General features: G+C 27.4%; 12 protein-coding genes. 8 read left to right on the forward strand and 4 right to left on the reverse strand.

Going from position 1 to position 16,849, the window contains the following annotated elements; all coding sequences use genetic code 11:
* Positions 1 to 4 precede the first annotated feature (4 nt).
* Entirely contained in the window at positions 5 to 883 is an 879-nt protein-coding gene (locus C4S76_RS03485; protein ID WP_105192707.1) for a head GIN domain-containing protein, read from the forward strand.
* A 205-nt stretch (positions 884 to 1,088) separates the two neighbouring features.
* On the forward strand, positions 1,089 to 3,404 hold the full coding sequence (locus tag C4S76_RS03490; RefSeq protein WP_105192709.1) for an outer membrane beta-barrel family protein: 2,316 nt from the start codon (positions 1,089 to 1,091) through the stop codon (positions 3,402 to 3,404).
* A gap of 56 nt (positions 3,405 to 3,460) precedes the next feature.
* Here C4S76_RS03490 and C4S76_RS03495 read toward each other — a convergent pair whose 3' ends face one another.
* From C4S76_RS03495 to C4S76_RS03505, 3 genes are all read right to left on the reverse strand, one after another.
* The gene (locus tag C4S76_RS03495) at positions 3,461 to 5,329 is read right to left on the reverse strand and encodes a glycosyltransferase family 9 protein (protein WP_105192711.1); all 1,869 of its coding nucleotides are present in this window, start codon (positions 5,327 to 5,329) and stop codon (positions 3,461 to 3,463) included.
* An 88-nt stretch (positions 5,330 to 5,417) separates the two neighbouring features.
* On the reverse strand, positions 5,418 to 6,047 hold the full coding sequence (locus C4S76_RS03500; RefSeq protein WP_105192713.1) for a 4'-phosphopantetheinyl transferase family protein: 630 nt from the start codon (positions 6,045 to 6,047) through the stop codon (positions 5,418 to 5,420).
* 99 nt (positions 6,048 to 6,146) lie between these two features.
* Entirely contained in the window at positions 6,147 to 7,205 is a 1,059-nt protein-coding gene (locus C4S76_RS03505) for a nucleoid-associated protein (protein ID WP_105192715.1), read from the reverse strand.
* Positions 7,206 to 7,388: 183 nt separating this feature from the next.
* Here C4S76_RS03505 and C4S76_RS03510 point away from each other — a divergent pair, with 183 nt between their 5' ends.
* On the forward strand, positions 7,389 to 8,981 hold the full coding sequence (locus C4S76_RS03510; protein ID WP_105192717.1) for a peptide chain release factor 3: 1,593 nt from the start codon (positions 7,389 to 7,391) through the stop codon (positions 8,979 to 8,981).
* Positions 8,982 to 9,051: 70 nt separating this feature from the next.
* Here the strand turns inward: C4S76_RS03510 and C4S76_RS03515 are convergent, their stop codons facing one another.
* Positions 9,052 to 10,266, reverse strand: a complete 1,215-nt coding sequence (locus C4S76_RS03515; RefSeq protein ID WP_105192719.1) for a M12 family metallopeptidase — start codon at positions 10,264 to 10,266, stop codon at positions 9,052 to 9,054.
* A gap of 477 nt (positions 10,267 to 10,743) precedes the next feature.
* Between C4S76_RS03515 and dnaK the strand changes: the two genes are divergently transcribed.
* The 5 genes from dnaK to C4S76_RS03540 all read left to right on the forward strand — a co-directional run bounded on the left by dnaK (position 10,744) and on the right by C4S76_RS03540 (position 16,837).
* A complete protein-coding gene (gene dnaK, locus C4S76_RS03520; protein ID WP_105192721.1) occupies positions 10,744 to 12,657 on the forward strand; it encodes a molecular chaperone DnaK in 1,914 nt (637 codons plus the stop codon).
* 526 nt (positions 12,658 to 13,183) lie between these two features.
* On the forward strand, positions 13,184 to 13,789 hold the full coding sequence (locus tag C4S76_RS03525; protein ID WP_105192723.1) for an outer membrane beta-barrel protein: 606 nt from the start codon (positions 13,184 to 13,186) through the stop codon (positions 13,787 to 13,789).
* Between the two features lie 58 nt (positions 13,790 to 13,847).
* Positions 13,848 to 14,495, forward strand: coding sequence for an outer membrane beta-barrel protein (locus C4S76_RS03530; protein WP_105192725.1), 648 nt, complete (start codon positions 13,848 to 13,850; stop codon positions 14,493 to 14,495).
* 107 nt (positions 14,496 to 14,602) lie between these two features.
* Positions 14,603 to 16,255 carry a glucose-6-phosphate isomerase gene (gene pgi, locus C4S76_RS03535; protein WP_105192727.1) on the forward strand — a complete coding sequence of 551 codons (1,653 nt, stop codon included), beginning with the start codon at positions 14,603 to 14,605 and terminating at the stop codon, positions 16,253 to 16,255.
* Between the two features lie 168 nt (positions 16,256 to 16,423).
* Entirely contained in the window at positions 16,424 to 16,837 is a 414-nt protein-coding gene (locus C4S76_RS03540) for a DUF5856 family protein (protein ID WP_105192729.1), read from the forward strand.
* The last annotated feature ends 12 nt before the right edge of the window (positions 16,838 to 16,849 follow it).

The raw sequence follows: 16,849 nt of genomic DNA on the forward strand, positions 1-16,849 counted from the left end.
AAATATGAGATTTACAATATTAATTTTAGCTCTATTAGGAGTTTTTCAAAGTTGTAATTCACAAATAGAAAAAGCTCAAAAACAGGAAAAAAAATATAGTTTCTCATCTAAAGAAATAATAGTAGGTAACGGAGAACTAATAAAGAAAATTCAAAAAGTAGATAACTATACAGAAATATCTTCCCGCAGTTCTATAGATATTGTTTTAACAGATGGTAATGTAGGAGATATTACTGTAGAAGCAGAATCTAATCTGATAGATTTTATTGAGATAGAAAGCAAGTCAGGAACATTATATGTAAGATTTAAAAAAAACACGAATATATCTTCCAAAAAAAGAATGGTGGTTTATATACCTGTAGATAAAATAAAATCAATAACATCTGCAGGGAGTGGTGATATTTATGTGAAAAAAGATTTAGATATATCTGAATTTAGTCTTCTAAATTTAGGTTCGGGAGACATTATATTTAAAAATGTAAAAGCAAGTCATTTTACAATAAAGACATTAGGTTCAGGGGATATATTGATAAAAAATTTAATTGCAGATAATACAAGTTTACAATTATCCGGATCAAGTGACGTTAAAATGGAAGTTAATTCGACAATAACTAAAGTTAGCGTTTCAGGATCCTCAGACCTTCTTTTGACAGGAAAAACCCAAGATTTTAATATTCAAATTTCAGGGTCCTCTGACATAAAAGTAGATGAATTTAGAGCTGAAAATGTAAATGTTTCAGTATCAGGATCTGGTACTATAGCACTATTTGCAGAAAAAACTATATCAGCAAGTATATCGGGTTCCGGAGATATATATTATAAAGGGAATGCTAATTTAATCAGGACAAAAACTTCTGGATCGGGAACTATAAAAAAATTATAAAAAAATTAAATTATATTTTTATTAAGAATGATTTTTTTGAATGAAAAAGAATAATTCTATAAAAAGATAAAAATATTTTCAATTGCATTCAAAAAATTCATATTTAATGTAACAAAGCTGCTATATCTAATACATATTGTATAAAATAGTTGCTTATATAAGTTGCTATTATGTATAACAAAGTAATAAATCGAAATTAATAGCTATGAAAAACAGTGTTTTAAAAATATTTTTGCTAAATATAGCCTTATTTATACCTTATTTAGCCTTTTCACAAAACATGAAAGAAATTACAGGGAAAATAGAAACAGATTCAAATTCTGAAGAAATTTCATGGGCACAAATATCTGTACTCAAAGAAGGGAATGCTATAAAAGAATTTTTTTCAGATGAAAAAGGTAATTTCAGTACACTACTTTCCGAGGGAAAATATATATTATTAATAGAAGAATTTGGGTATGAAAAGAAAGAGCTATCGTTTAGTATTGAAGATTCTTCTATTAATATAGGAACTATAGTATTGAAGAAAATATTTAAGGAAAAGGAAATAGAAGGAGTGGTTGTATTAGGAAAAAAAACAACTATTGTTAATCAAATAGACAGGAAAGTAGTTACCGTGGGAGATGATTTAGCAGGAGCATCACAAGACTTATCTCAGGTTATGAATACAATTCCCGGTATATATGTTAATCAAGACAATCAAATTTCTTTAAGAGGAAGTTCCAATGTAAAAATTTTAGTAGACGGTAAACCCACTACTATCTCTTTTGAACAAATTATGAGACAATATCCTCCTGATTTAATTGATAAAATAGAGGTACTTACTAATCCTCCGGCCAAATATTCTCCGGAAGGAAAATCCGGAATAATCAATATTATTTTGAAAAAAGGTTCCAAAAAAGGTACTAATATAAATTTGAATACAAATTATATCCACGGAGCAAATTCAAAATATACGACAGGTATTGATTTTAATCAAGGCTTTGAAAAATTCAATATTTTCGGAAGTGGTACATATAATGTATGGAACTGGCAAAATTCAGCTTATTTATTTAGAGAGAGTACTCATTCTCTTCAAACATCAAAATTAAATGGTGAGCCCATTAATCGGTCAGGTAAAATAGGATTTGATTATTTTTTGAATGACAAGAATACATTATCATTATATACCTATCAATCGGGAAATAATTCAGAAACTGAAAATAATAGTTTAGAATCTAGTATTTATAATGAAAAATTTTATCAACAAAATTATAGTTACCATATAAAAAATCAGGAATACGATTTATTTTATAAATCTGAGTTCGCAAAATCTGGACATAAGATAGAAGTTCAGGCTAATTATGATAAATATTACGAAGATACAGAAAGCAACTCTACATTACAAGGATTAGAATTATGGAATCAGAAAGAAGAAAATTTTCGGGCAAATTTAGACTATACCAATCCGCTTTCAAATAATTCAGAATTAACAGCAGGAGCAGAGTTTCGTTTAAATAAATTTAAAGATAAATATGGTGTGTTGACCAAAAACTTTTATGAATTTGGCAGAGATATTTATAGCTTATATGTAGAATATAAGAAAGAATGGACGAGACTGGGGATAAAGGCAGGTATAAGAGGAGAATATTCTGATACCAGAACTAACACAGACTTTGCTAATTCGAAAAATTTTAAGGATTATACCTATCAGATTTATCCGACATTACATGCAGGATATAAATTGGGAAAAGAAAAGAAAACAGAAATATCATTTAATTATTCCAGAAGGATAGACCGACCTTGGGCAGGCCTATTTTCTCCAGTCCCGCAGTTTTCAATTGGTACCATAGTTTATTCAGGTAATGAAAATATTAAGCCGGAATATACTAATTCTTACGAAATGGGAATATCTACCAATCTTTCAAAATTGTATATAGGGGCTAATATTTTTATAAGAGATATAAAAGATCAGATACTACAACGTTTTATAGAACAACCTACTTATATAGAAATTGTAAGTGAAAATACAGAGGGCAATAATCAGTATGGTGGAGAGTTGGATATTAATTATAATCCATTTAAATGGTGGAGTATAAATTCTGGTTTTGAATATTATTGGGGGAAAATTTCAGGAACTATTCAAAATAAATGGAGCAAAAGAAATATAGATTCTCATACTCTAAAGATAAATAATACATTTACTCTACCCAAATCTATTAGTGTACAATTATTTGGAATTTACAAATCCAAAAATAAAGATTTACAAAATAATTATAAAGAGCAATGGAAAATAGATCTTTCTGTAAAAAAAGCATTTATGGATGATAAATTAAGTTTTACTGTGCGGATTTCAGATTTGTTTAATGCTCAGCATTCTCAATTTAATAAAATTATTCCTAGTTATATAGATGGAAGATATGATTGGGAGAGTAGAAGAGTAAGTTTAGCAGTTAAATATACCTTTGCTAATGGTAAAATTAAAAAGACAGAAAGAAAAGAAATAAAAGATAATACTAAAAAAGAAGGAGGAAATAGATAAGAAGTGTTCTTTTCAAATATAAATTTTATACTTTTTGAAAACTGTAAATATTATATTTACAGTTTTCTATTTTCAATCCATAATTGATCCAAGTATTTATAACGATCCAATACATATTGAGCATACATTTTAGCAATTATGTATCCGGATTTTCCATCTAAAAAACCTAATTGTAAAAAATAGTGGCTAAAAAATCGAAAAGCTGGTTTTATATAATAATGAAAAAAGTTTGGTTTTTGCCTTTTTTTAAATAATTCTTCAGCTTTTAAACTTGCATATTGATTTAATTTTTTGTGATAAGAATCTATAGAATTAAAAGAAAAATGGTCAATCTTGTGTTTTAAAAATCCGGCTTTAGTATCACAAATAATTTCTTCATGTACAAATTTATTTTCTCTGTAATGAACCTTATTTTTTTTGAAAAGTCTTATAACCTTATCATTTTTCCAACCACTATATTTTATATGTTTACCTGAAAAAAAGAAATTTCGATATACCCAATACGCATCTTTAGTGTTTTCAGAATTAACAGTCGTAAGAATTTCAATTTTTAAACCTTCAGGAATGTGCTCATCTAAATCAAAAAAAATAATCCAATCATTAGAAGCCTGTGAAATTGCAAAATTCTTTTGATTGGTAAAATTATCAAATTTGCGTTCTATAAATTTTACATTTGGATATTTTAAAAATTTGTTTTTGGTATTATCAGTACTGTAAGAATCTACAATAATAATTTCATCTGCAAATGATATATCATTCAAATATCTGTCAATGTTTACTTCTTCATTATAAGTAATAGCTAAAGCAGTAATTTTAGGATGTAATGAAGGTATTTTAAAAAAAGTTTTTCCTTTAGGACTTATTTTTAGAACTTCTTGTAAATATTTGTCAATATTTGGTAATACCTTATCAGGAGACATTATTTTGTAAAAAGGAGTTGGGTTTTTTAGAATTTCCTTTATGGAAAATTCCTGGTATACTTCAGGAAAAATATCCATGAGATGAAAACTCTTATGTATAAAAAGATTCTCATAACATCCCCAATCTTTTCTGAATTTGTGAGGCGAGAAAATTGAAAAAGTAGGTATATCTATTGCCTTTGCTGTATTAACAGCTCCTCCTTCATTAGCAATCAGTGCAGTACAATTTTTTAAAATAGCAGAAAATTCTCTTATATTCTTTCCTAAAATATTTGAATAAATTGGTTTTTTGTTTGTGACGTTTTTTAAAATATTTTCAACTTCTTTTTTTTGATTAGGAATATAATTTAATAATATATCTACATTAAAATTTTGAGTTAACAAATTAATCAATTCAGACATATATTCTAAAGGCCAAGATTTATCTAGAACACTACCTAATACCCCTATCATTAAAATGGGCTTAGAAAAGGTAATTCCTACTTGAGACATAAGCTTGCGGGCATCAGCAATTTCAGAATCCTTCAGAAATATTTCTGTTTGAAAATTTATAGTTGAAAAGTCTTGAAAGAAAGGAGTGAGAAGTAAACACCTATTTTCTATAGAAGTACAGCAGACAATTTTTGGATATTTTTCTTCCAAAAATACATCCGTATATAGATTTTTAAAAAAAGGTTTATTGAAACTTATTCTTCGTTTTGCATTTGAAAATAAAATAATAAAACGGCTTTGCAACTTTGCATAAGGGTCAAAAATAATATCATATTTTTCTTTTCTAATATATTGAGCATATTTCCATAATACAGGTATTTTTTTTAGCTCAGTATCATCAAAATCTATAATTTTATTTATATAAGGATTATTATCCAATATGCTGATGGCTTTATTGTAACAAAAGAAATGGACCTCAATATCGGGAAAAACGGATTTGATATTCTTTGCAATAATACTTGCGACTAAAACATCTCCTATGTATTTATTTTGTATAATTAAGGCTTTTTTCAAAAGGCTTTTTTAATATATATTAATTATTTTGCGTTGCAAAAATATAGATATTGTTTTAAAATAGAATTGCAAATATTCAAAAATTTATTTATTCATAATTTAATACATAAGCCATGTAATAATTATTAATCTTTTTATAATGGGCGTAGTATTTAACACTTGAATGGTCATCCGTAATCCAACAAATAATGGGTTTATCACTTTTAAGTTCAAACGGTTCAATTCTGTAATGATTTAAAAAAGACCAAAGGTTCCCCTGATGTATTTTATATAGAGCTTCTTTTATCCCCCATATGATATGATAATAGTCTTTTTGAGATTCATCAGGAATGTATGTAAATTCATCACTTCTAATAAATTTATATTTTATATTATTTATTTTTTCATCCCTTTCCAGTTCAATATCTACACCTATATTAAAAGAAGAAGCACCTACACAGACTACACCGTGTGAATGAGATACTGATATATTATATGTTCCTTCAATAAAAGGTTTTCCTTCAGTTGTATATTGTACATTGTCATCTAAACCTAAAGCCATTAAACAGGCTCTTAATCCTAAATACTCACGTTTTCTTTTAGGAGTTAAGGATTCATAGGTAGCTAGTCTTTTTTTATTCAGATTTAGTATTCTCAATAGTTCTTCAGTTGTTTCACTAACTTTCCATGAAACAATCCTTGTAAAATAATCAGGAATTATAAAATCAACAATTGGCATCTAATATTTTTTAAGTAAGAAATGGAGTAAATATATGAATAAAATAATTTTAGTTATAAAAAAAAGAATAAATTGAAAATATTATAATTAATAAAGATTTTAAAGTTCATTATTATAATAAATTTTATAATAAAACATTTTTTTTTCTTCATCATATCCCTGTTCCAAAAAATCTTCAGAACTTTCGGGTTTATTAACATCTAATTTAATTTGTATATGTGTATCTAGCTTTATTTCTGCTTTTATTTTTTTCTTTTCCCTATTTAAGGCTAATGTAGAAACATCGAAAATTTCTGAAAATTGAATTTTGGAATTTTCTGCATATTCTTTTTTATAGGATTTAAATTCATCTACCATATCATAATTTTCCAATAATTCTTTTTCTAATAAATCTTCAGATATAGTTTCATTAGAATTGAAAATTTGTAAACAATTGCCAATAAATTCTGTTTGAATTTTTTTACCCTTTTCTTCAAAAATTATTTCTTGAGAAAAATTGGAAAGTAAATTAATGTAATTTTTTGTCTGGTAAGCATTATCTTTAATATATTCTACATCCAGAAATGATTTTTTCCAGTATTCAGATTCAACCAAAGTATCATCATGAACTAAAACACAATATCCGTCATCCTTTAAAGTATTGAGTATTAAACAGCCTTTATCTATAGTAGATTCCAGTCTATAACCTTTTTGTATTGCACATTCAACAATGTCCGTATGTTTAAATCGAAGAAATTTATTTTTATTTTCTAGTTTAAAAATACCAATTCCCTTAATTTTAGATTCCTGTCCTATATCAATTTCCTCTAACAAAGCGATGAAAATTTCTCCGGCTTTTATTTGAGGATGGTTTGATCGTTCAAATAAATGATCTAAAACCCTATCTGAAAATGAGACAAAATCAGATATTTCTTCAAACATATCTTTACATAAAGAATATAAAACATTAAAATTTACATCTTGTGTATAATGAGTAAATTTATAATATTCTGAACTTTTTTTAAATGCAGACATAAAAAAAGGTTGAAGGTCTTCTTCTTCTCTTTCCGTTAAATGAAACAGATCTCCGGCATATATATTTTTTTCTTCCCTTAACTTATTTCCTACAGATTGTAATGTAAGTTGAGTTATAATAGCATTTTTTAGATTAATATTCATGATTCAGAATAAGAATTGAAAAGACAAAAGTATAATTTTTCAATAAAAATAAATATCATTCATAAAAAAAGATTCATTATTTTATTAACTATATATAAATGAAACAAATACATAAGCAAAAATAAATATGCATTAAAATATCCTATATTTGTAATCATTTTTCGATATTAAGCTAGATACAATATGAGTACTCATTTAGAAAAAGAAATAGGAAGACGAAAAACCTTTGGTATTATTTCCCATCCTGATGCGGGAAAGACTACACTTACAGAAAAACTTTTGCTTTTTGGGGGAGCAATTCAAGAAGCAGGAGCAGTAAAAAGCAATAAAATTAAAAAAGGAGCAACTTCAGATTTTATGGAAATTGAAAGACAAAGAGGGATATCTGTAGCTACTTCAGTATTAGCTTTTGAATATAAAGGCAAAAAAATAAATATTTTGGATACTCCTGGGCACAAAGACTTTGCTGAGGATACTTATAGAACTTTAACTGCTGTAGATTCAGTTATTGTAGTAATAGATGTAGCAAAGGGTGTAGAAGAACAAACCGAGAAATTAGTTGAAGTTTGTAGAATGAGGAATATTCCTATGTTAGTTTTTATAAATAAATTAGACAGAGAGGGAAAAGATGCTTTTGATTTACTAGATGAAGTAGAACAGAAACTAAAATTAAGAGTAACACCTCTTTCTTGGCCTATAGGAATGGGACTGGATTTTCAGGGAATTTATAATATGTGGGAAAATAAACTTAAATTTTTTACAGAAGAAAAAAAACAAAAAGTAGGAGATAGCATAAATATAGATGATATATATAACACTGAATTAGAAACTCTAATAGGAGGTCAAGCCTCAGAAGCATTAAGAGCAGAGCAAGAGTTGATAGCCTCAGTATATCCTGAATTTTCTAAGGAAGAATATTTAGAAGGAACTTTACAACCAGTATTTTTTGGTTCAGCATTAAATAATTTTGGTGTACAGGAATTATTAGATGCCTTTGTAGAAATAGCACCTAATCCACTACCAAAGATGAGTGATATAAGATTAGTAAAACCCGAGGAAAAATCGTTTACCGGATTTGTATTTAAAATACATGCCAATATGGATCCTAAACATAGAGATAGATTAGCTTTTGTAAAAGTGGTTTCAGGCACTTTCAAAAGAAATACAAATTATTTACATGTTAGACAAAATAAAATATTAAAGTTTAGTAGTCCGGCAGCTTTTTTTGCTGATAAAAAAGAAGTAGTAGAAGAAAGTTATCCTGGAGATATTGTTGGATTACATGATACTGGAAATTTTAGAATTGGAGACACGTTAACGGAGGGTGAAAAATTAAACTTTAAAGGAATACCTTCTTTTTCACCCGAGCATTTCAGATATATTAATAATGAAGATCCTATGAAAGCTAAACAGTTGGCAAAAGGAATAGATCAATTAATGGATGAAGGTGTAGCTCAACTATTTACTTTGGAAATAAATAATCGTAAAATTATAGGAACAGTAGGTGCTCTGCAATTTGAAGTAATTCAATATCGTTTAGAACATGAATATTCTGCCAAATGTAGTTATGAAACAAGCAATGTTCACAAGGCTTGTTGGGTAGAAGCTGAAGATGAAAAATCTCCCGAATTTTTAGAATTCAAAAGAGTAAAACAAAAATTTTTAGCAAAAGATAAATTTGGACAATTAGTGTTTTTAGCAGATTCTGCTTTTAGTATTACTATGACTCAGGAAAAATATCCATCAGTAAAGCTACATTTTACCAATGAGTTTTAATTATATTAGAATAATGTAAAAAAGAGAGCTATTACTTAATAGCTCTCTTTTTTATAATAAATACATACTTTTATCTTAAAACATAAAAAGCTATACCTTCATATTTATATCCAAATTTTCCTCCAGCAACTTCAGTATTACTAGTAGTGAAAAGGTGATCAGGTTTATTTGTTCTTTTAAAATAGCGATAAATGGGAATAGTATTAGGTTGTTGTATATTATAAGCATAACCACTTATTCCTTCATATTTCCAGCCATCTTGTCCACCATTTCTTAATTCATTCCAATTTAAGGTAGATAAACGGTCTCCATTGATAGTATTAAAGTACCTATAAATAGGAAAAGTATTAGAAATTTGAGAACTATAAATTTTACCTAAGATACTTTCATAGTAACTATTACCTAATTCAGCATAATTGGATGTATAAAAATGTTGACCATTAATATTATATCTATAAAGATTATTTGTTTTTTGATTTATTGTTTTACCAGGATATTCTTTAGCTATAAAATTTTTATCAGTTTGAGATAAAACCGTATTCCATCCACTTGACCAACCATTTAAAGTAAAAGATGATGGAAAAGAGTAAAGCATAATTGATTTACTGTCAAAAGCAGAATAATTAGTGACTGTAGAACTATATTTATAAAAAATATTGTTATCTACTTTATCATGATTCCAGTAATTAGGAGCTCCACCATAATATTCATATACTTTAGACTTGTTCCATTGTATATTTGAAGCAGGACTTTGATGTTCATGAATAAGACCTAAAGCATGTCCAAATTCATGGATAATTACTCTTGAAAATTCTGTATCCGAAGTAAAATTTGTAAACCAGCCAAAATTCATGGATGGTTGATTGGAACTAATTCGATTACAATCTGTACCTAAGTAGGACCAGGAACCTCCACTATTATCAAAATTTATTCTTATATCTGCATTTTGATTAGAATCTACATATTGGAATTTTAAATTAGCATATTTTAGCCATTCATCAGCATATTGTTTTACTTTATTTTGTAAAAAAGGAGTTCCATTTAAGAATTTAATTTTAATTATCTGTCCATTATTCCATTTTTTTGATTTAAGTAAAGCTGCATTTGTAGTGATTCCCGTATAAATAGAGTCAACCTCTTCAGGTAAATAAGCATCAAGACAAAAATTTTCTTTCGTATTCAATCCTTTACTAGGTGTAATATCAGGGCTTAATGAATCTTCATTGTTACATGATAATAAAAGAAATGAAGAAAAGATAAATAGTAAGTAAATGTAATTTTTCATATATAAATTTTATTTGGTTATTTTACAAATGTAATTAATTAAATCGATATAATTATATTTAATAGTCATTTATTTATTTAATTTTATGTCTTTTATATGTATTTATGGTTGTGTTTTTATTATTGTATGATTTATACATTGTAAAATAGATATATATCATTAAAATGATAAATAAATAAAGATTACTTATTTAGTATATTAAAATTATATACATGTTAAAAGATAAATAAATAGCATAATGAGTTAAAGAGAACAGTTAATGTTTCTATATTTAAAACAAACAGTTATAATTTTTTTTCTGTAGACTTGAATTAGATTAATATCACTAGAATAAATAATTGTATTTGACAATATGTCACTTTATTTTGGAATAAATATGACAAAATCTAATAAAATATTACGTGGCATAATCATTGAAAATAATATAAGCAAAAATTTTTAAACATTTAAAATTAGTATTAAGAAAAAAATATAAATATGAGCAAAATTATAGGTATTGATTTAGGAACAACAAACTCTTGTGTGGCAGTGATGGAAGGTAGTGACCCTACAGTTGTAACCAACGCTGAAGGAAAAAGAACCACCCCTTCAGTAGTGGCTTTTATGGAAGATGGAGAAATTAAAGTAGGAGATCCGGCTAAAAGACAAGCAGTAACTAATCCTCATAATACAGTTTATTCCATAAAAAGATTTATGGGAACTAAATTTTCTTCAGATGCAAATGAAGTTTCAAGAGTTCCTTATAAAGTAGTAAAAGGAGATTCAGATACTCCAAGAGTAGATATTAATGGAAGATTATATACTCCTCAAGAAATTTCTGCTATGATTCTTCAAAAAATGAAAAAAACAGCTGAAGATTTCCTTGGAGAAACAGTTAGTAGAGCTGTAATAACTGTTCCGGCTTATTTCAATGATGCTCAAAGGCAAGCTACTAAAGAAGCAGGAGAAATAGCAGGTTTAAAGGTAGAAAGAATTATTAATGAACCTACAGCAGCAGCTTTAGCTTATGGTTTAGATAAAGCACATAAAGATCAAAAAGTTGCTGTATATGATTTAGGAGGAGGTACTTTTGATATTTCAATTCTGGATTTAGGAGATGGTGTATTTGAAGTATTATCTACTAATGGAGATACACATTTAGGAGGGGATGATTTTGATGATGTTATTATTAATTGGTTAGCAGATGAATTTAAATCAGCTGAAGGAGTAGATTTAAAAGCAGATCCTATAGCATTACAAAGATTAAAAGAAGCTGCAGAAAAAGCAAAAGTAGAACTTTCTTCTTCTACACAAACAGAAATTAATTTACCATACATTACAGCAACCGCTTCAGGACCAAAACATTTAGTACAAACCTTAACAAGAGCTAAATTTGAACAATTGGCAGCAGATTTAGTTAAAAGATCTATGGAGCCTTGTAAAAAAGCACTTGAAGATGCTGGATTAAAAACTTCAGATATAGATGAAGTTTTATTAGTAGGAGGTTCAACACGTATTCCTATTATTCAAGAAGAAGTTGAAAAATTCTTCGGAAAAAAACCTTCTAAAGGAGTAAATCCAGATGAAGTTGTGGCCATAGGAGCTGCAATTCAAGGAGGAGTTTTAACAGGAGATGTAAAAGATGTATTATTATTAGATGTTACTCCACTTTCTTTAGGAATTGAAACTTATGGAGGAGTATTTACAAAATTAATAGAAGCCAATACTACTATTCCTACAAAAAAATCAGAAACTTTCTCTACTGCAGCAGATAATCAACCGGCTGTTACTATTAGGGTAGGACAAGGAGAAAGACCTATGTTTAACGACAATAAAGAAATTGGTAAATTCGATTTAGTTGATATACCACCGGCACCAAGAGGTGTTCCTCAAATTGAAGTAACGTTTGACATAGATGCTAACGGAATTTTAAGCGTATCTGCTAAAGATAAAGGAACAGGTAAAGAACAATCCATCAAGATCCAAGCATCTTCAGGATTAAGTGAAGCTGAGATTGAAAAAATGAAGAAAGAAGCAGAAGCAAATGCTGAAGCAGATAAAAAAAGAAAAGAAGAAGTAGAAAAATTAAATGCAGCAGATGGAATGATCTTCCAAACAGAAAAACAATTAAAAGAATTTGGAGATAAATTACCTGCAGATAAAAAACAACCGATAGAAGAAGCTTTAGGAGAATTGAAAAAAGCTCATGAAAGTAAAGATATACCAGCTATTGAAGCCGCAATGGAAAAAATCAATACTGTTTGGGCTTCCGCCTCAGAAGATTTATATAAAACAGGTCAAGCCGGAGGTACAGCAGATGCAGGAGCTCAGGCAGGAGGAGAACAAGGAGCTGCTGGTGCTAATCCGGGAGGTGATAATGTAGAGGATGTTGACTTTGAAGAAGTAAAATAAATGTAAATTTATTATAATAAAAAAGCAGTTTGGATAATCATAATATTCAAATTGCTTTTTATTTTTTATATACAGTATATTATATTGATTTTTTTTATTACTTTTGCAAAGCTTAAAAATATTTGATTAGATTTTAATATTATAAATTATTAAAATTTATATTTTATAAGTAAACAAAATTTAAATTTAATTTTTTATATCAAGTTTTATTATAAACAAGGTTTACATTTTTATTAAGAAATAAGTAAAAAATGTAATAAGTTTATAAAAATAATTTTTAAATTGAAATAGAAGAAACAAAAGTATTATTAGTTTTTTTAATAAGTATTTTAATAAATTATAAATAAAAATACTAAATATAAACTTATTAACCTGTAAAAAAGTGTTAATTTTTGGCACGATATTTATGATAGTATTAACAAAACTAATAGTAAATTAAATTTGTACCCTTTTTTAATTAAATAAAACAAAAGGGATTAGTTATTTAAATTTTTAGAATTAAATTATTTTATAAAAAGAGAAAATTATGAAAAAGTTAGTATTGTTAGCAGCAGTAGTTTTTGGATTAACAACTATGAATGCTCAAAAAAACAGTATTCTATTAGGAGGTAATGTAGGTTACAGCCATACTGAAAACAAGACTGGAGGATCAAAAGATAAGGTAGATTCTTATGATTGGTCTCCATACTTAGGATATCAGTTTTCAGATCATTTTACGATTGCAGCCCAAGTTTCCTTTCAAAAATCAGACTTAGACAAAAATCAACTAACTGATTTAAGCTTAACTAGTGGAGACAGTAAAACAACAAAAATTGGAGGTTTTATACGTTACACACAACCTTTGAGTGAAACTTTTGCTATTTATGGCGATTTAGGAGCTGGATGGCAACAAAATAAAATTAAAGGTAAAGATGCGTTGTTGAGTTATGAAGAAAAAGCAGATGGATTTTATATAGGTTTTAAACCCGCATTATTTATCAACTTTAAAAACAATTTTGGATTAAATTTCAGCATTGGAGGAATAGAATATAATCATTTAAAAGAAAAGAAATCAGACAGTAAATCAAATGGTGTGGATGTAACTTTTGGTAATGCATTTAATATTGGTATTTCTAAAAACTTTGCGTTATAATATCAAATATTTATTAACAAAAGAATCTAAACGAAATTTTTAATTAAAAAGATTTACAATGAAAAAAATAATACTAGCAACCTTTGCTCTTTTAGGGGTGATGTCTGTTAATGCTCAGAAGAATTCTATTCTTTTGGGAACAGATTTCAGTTATAAAAGAGTTAATGGTTTTGATAATAAAAAAGCCAATGAATTTACTTTTTCTCCTATTTTAGCCTATGAAGTAGCTGATAATTGGTTTGTAGGAGCAAAAACAAGCTTGAGCTATAGTGAATCTTCAGAAAAAACAACAGATGCTTCATTAGTTACAGTTAAAAATAAAACTAAAGATTACACTACAAAAGTGGGAGGGTTTGTACGTTATTATCATCCCTTTAGTGAAACATTTGGAATTTACGGAGATTTAGGTGCAGGTTATCAACAATATAGATCAGATGTTACAGTACGAGATTATTCTACTGGGTTAACTTCTGATACACCATCTAAGAGAGCAAGAGAATATGGATATTATATAGATTTTGTTCCTGCTTTATTTATAAATTTTAAAAATAATTTTGGATTAAATGTTTCATTTGGAGGAGTTGAATGGAATGATACAAAAACCAATACAGCAAGTGATTATAAAAACTACTCTAAATCCAAAGATTTTGATTTTAATTTTGGTAAATCCATCAAAGTTGGAGTTACCAAAAAATTTAGTTTTTAAAAAAAAAATATTTAAAATATTGAAAAAACCTTTGATAATTCAAAGGTTTTTTTTATTTGATAAAACAAGATAAATAAGTAACTTTGTTTAGCTAAAAAAAAATAAAAATGTCATTACCAAAAATTAATCCTACTGAAACTCAAGCATGGAAGTTATTAGAAGAACATTATAAACAAATACAAAACAAACATTTACGACAATGGTTTAAAGAAGACCCACAAAGATTCAAAAAGTATTCTATACACTTTAATGATATAGTATTTGATTATTCCAAAAACAGAATAGAAGATAAAACTTTGGATTTATTATTAAAACTAGCAGAAGAAACTAAAGTAAAAGAAGCTATAGAAAAATTATTTACGGGAGATAAAATCAATGAAACAGAAAACAGAGCAGTTCTGCATACAGCATTAAGAAATCGTAAAAATACACCTGTATATGTAGATGGGGAAGATGTTATGCCAAAAATCAATAAAGTTTTAGCTCAAATGGAAAAATTTTCCGAATCTGTAATTTCAGGTCAATGGAGAGGATATTCTGGCAAAGAGATTACAGATGTAGTTAACATAGGAATTGGTGGATCGGATTTAGGACCTTTAATGGTAGTAGAGGGCTTAAAATATTATAAGACCAGATTAAATCTTCATTTTGTATCTAATATTGATGGAACTCATATTGTAGAAACATTGAAGCAGCTTAATCCTGAAACCACATTGTTTATTGTTGCCTCTAAAACTTTTACTACTCAGGAAACCATGACTAATGCACATACAGCAAAAGATTGGTTTTTAAAATCAGCTAAGTCCGAATCAGAAGTTGCTAAACATTTTGTTGCATTATCTACAAATCAGGAAGCAGTTATAAATTTTGGAATAGATGAAAGAAATATGTTTGTGTTTTGGGATTGGGTAGGAGGCAGGTATTCTCTTTGGTCAGCAGTTGGGTTAAGTATTTGTTTAGGAATAGGCTACGATAATTTCACTCAATTATTAGAAGGAGGATTTGAAGCGGATTTACACTTTAGACATTCAGATTTTAAGGAAAATATTCCGGTAATTTTAGCATTATTAGGAATTTGGTACAATAATTTTTTTGGAGCAGAAAGTGTATCATTACTTCCTTATGAGCAATATTTACACCGTTTTGCAGCTTATTTCCAACAAGGAGATATGGAATCTAATGGGAAATATATTGATAGAAATAGACTAAAAGTAAATTATCAAACAGGTCCCATAATATGGGGAGAACCCGGCACTAACGGTCAACATGCATTTTATCAATTAATACATCAAGGAAAAAAATTGATTCCTTGCGATTTTTTTGCTGGGGCTAATACATTAAATAAAGTTTCAGATCATCATGTTAAATTAATATCAAATTTTTTCGCACAAACTGAAGCTCTAGCTTTTGGAAAAAATGAAGAACAGGTAATAGCTGAATTAAAAGAACAAGGAAAGACAGAAGAAGAAATCCAAAAATTAAAAAACTATAAAATATTTGAAGGTAATCGTCCAACCAATTCTTTTTTATATAAAATATTGACCCCTAAATTATTGGGTGAATTAATCGCCCTTTATGAACATAAAATATTTGTACAAGGTGTTATTTGGAATATTTTTAGTTTTGATCAATGGGGAGTTGAATTAGGAAAACAATTGGCTAATAAAGTATTACCTGAATTAATGGATGAAAAATATATATCATCACATGATTCTTCTACCAACGGATTAATCAACGCATATAAAGATATGAAAGATTAATAAATAGATTTTAGTTTAGCTTTATACATATAATAATTTTAATATCAAATGAATTTAGGTTATAGTTAAAAATTATAAGTCTATATTTAAATATAATTTTTTTATTTTATTTTAGGTATGAAATTTGTTCATTTATAAGTATATTATAAACAATTAAAAAAAAAAGTCATGATTAAAGAACAAAACGAAGTAAAGAGTACCTATAATGATTTAGAAAAAAATAAAAAATTAGGTAAGTTTTTTGGAGAATTATTTTCTTATAATAGTTCATTAAAACTATATCACTGGCATGTAACAGGAAAAGGAAGTTATGCAGCACATATTGCATTAGATGAAGCAATAGATTCTGTACTTGGAATTATTGATCGTATAGTAGAAACATCTTATGCTCAGTTTGGCACTATAGATATAACTATTAAACAAACTTCAACTCCTAAAGATATTGTAAAACACTGTGAAAATTTTTATTTGTTATTGCAAGATGGAAGAGAACTTTTTTCAGATGATTATTCCTTATCAATTTTTGATGATTATCAAGAAGCCATACAACAATTATTATATCGTCTAAAAAGATTACAATAATTTTTATTTCAA

The organism is Apibacter adventoris (assembly GCF_002964965.1).
Lineage (GTDB): Bacteria > Bacteroidota > Bacteroidia > Flavobacteriales > Weeksellaceae > Apibacter > Apibacter adventoris.

Coding starts and splice junctions, on each gene's coding strand:
- C4S76_RS03485 (WP_105192707.1), top strand. CDS start 5: ATGAGATTTACAATATTAATTTTAGCTCTATTAGGAGTTTTTCAAAGT.
- C4S76_RS03490 (WP_105192709.1), top strand. CDS start 1,089: ATGAAAAACAGTGTTTTAAAAATATTTTTGCTAAATATAGCCTTATTT.
- C4S76_RS03500 (WP_105192713.1), bottom strand. CDS start 6,047: ATGCCAATTGTTGATTTTATAATTCCTGATTATTTTACAAGGATTGTT.
- C4S76_RS03505 (WP_105192715.1), bottom strand. CDS start 7,205: ATGAATATTAATCTAAAAAATGCTATTATAACTCAACTTACATTACAA.
- C4S76_RS03510 (WP_105192717.1), top strand. CDS start 7,389: ATGAGTACTCATTTAGAAAAAGAAATAGGAAGACGAAAAACCTTTGGT.
- C4S76_RS03515 (WP_105192719.1), bottom strand. CDS start 10,266: ATGAAAAATTACATTTACTTACTATTTATCTTTTCTTCATTTCTTTTA.
- dnaK (WP_105192721.1), top strand. CDS start 10,744: ATGAGCAAAATTATAGGTATTGATTTAGGAACAACAAACTCTTGTGTG.
- C4S76_RS03525 (WP_105192723.1), top strand. CDS start 13,184: ATGAAAAAGTTAGTATTGTTAGCAGCAGTAGTTTTTGGATTAACAACT.
- C4S76_RS03530 (WP_105192725.1), top strand. CDS start 13,848: ATGAAAAAAATAATACTAGCAACCTTTGCTCTTTTAGGGGTGATGTCT.
- pgi (WP_105192727.1), top strand. CDS start 14,603: ATGTCATTACCAAAAATTAATCCTACTGAAACTCAAGCATGGAAGTTA.
- C4S76_RS03540 (WP_105192729.1), top strand. CDS start 16,424: ATGATTAAAGAACAAAACGAAGTAAAGAGTACCTATAATGATTTAGAA.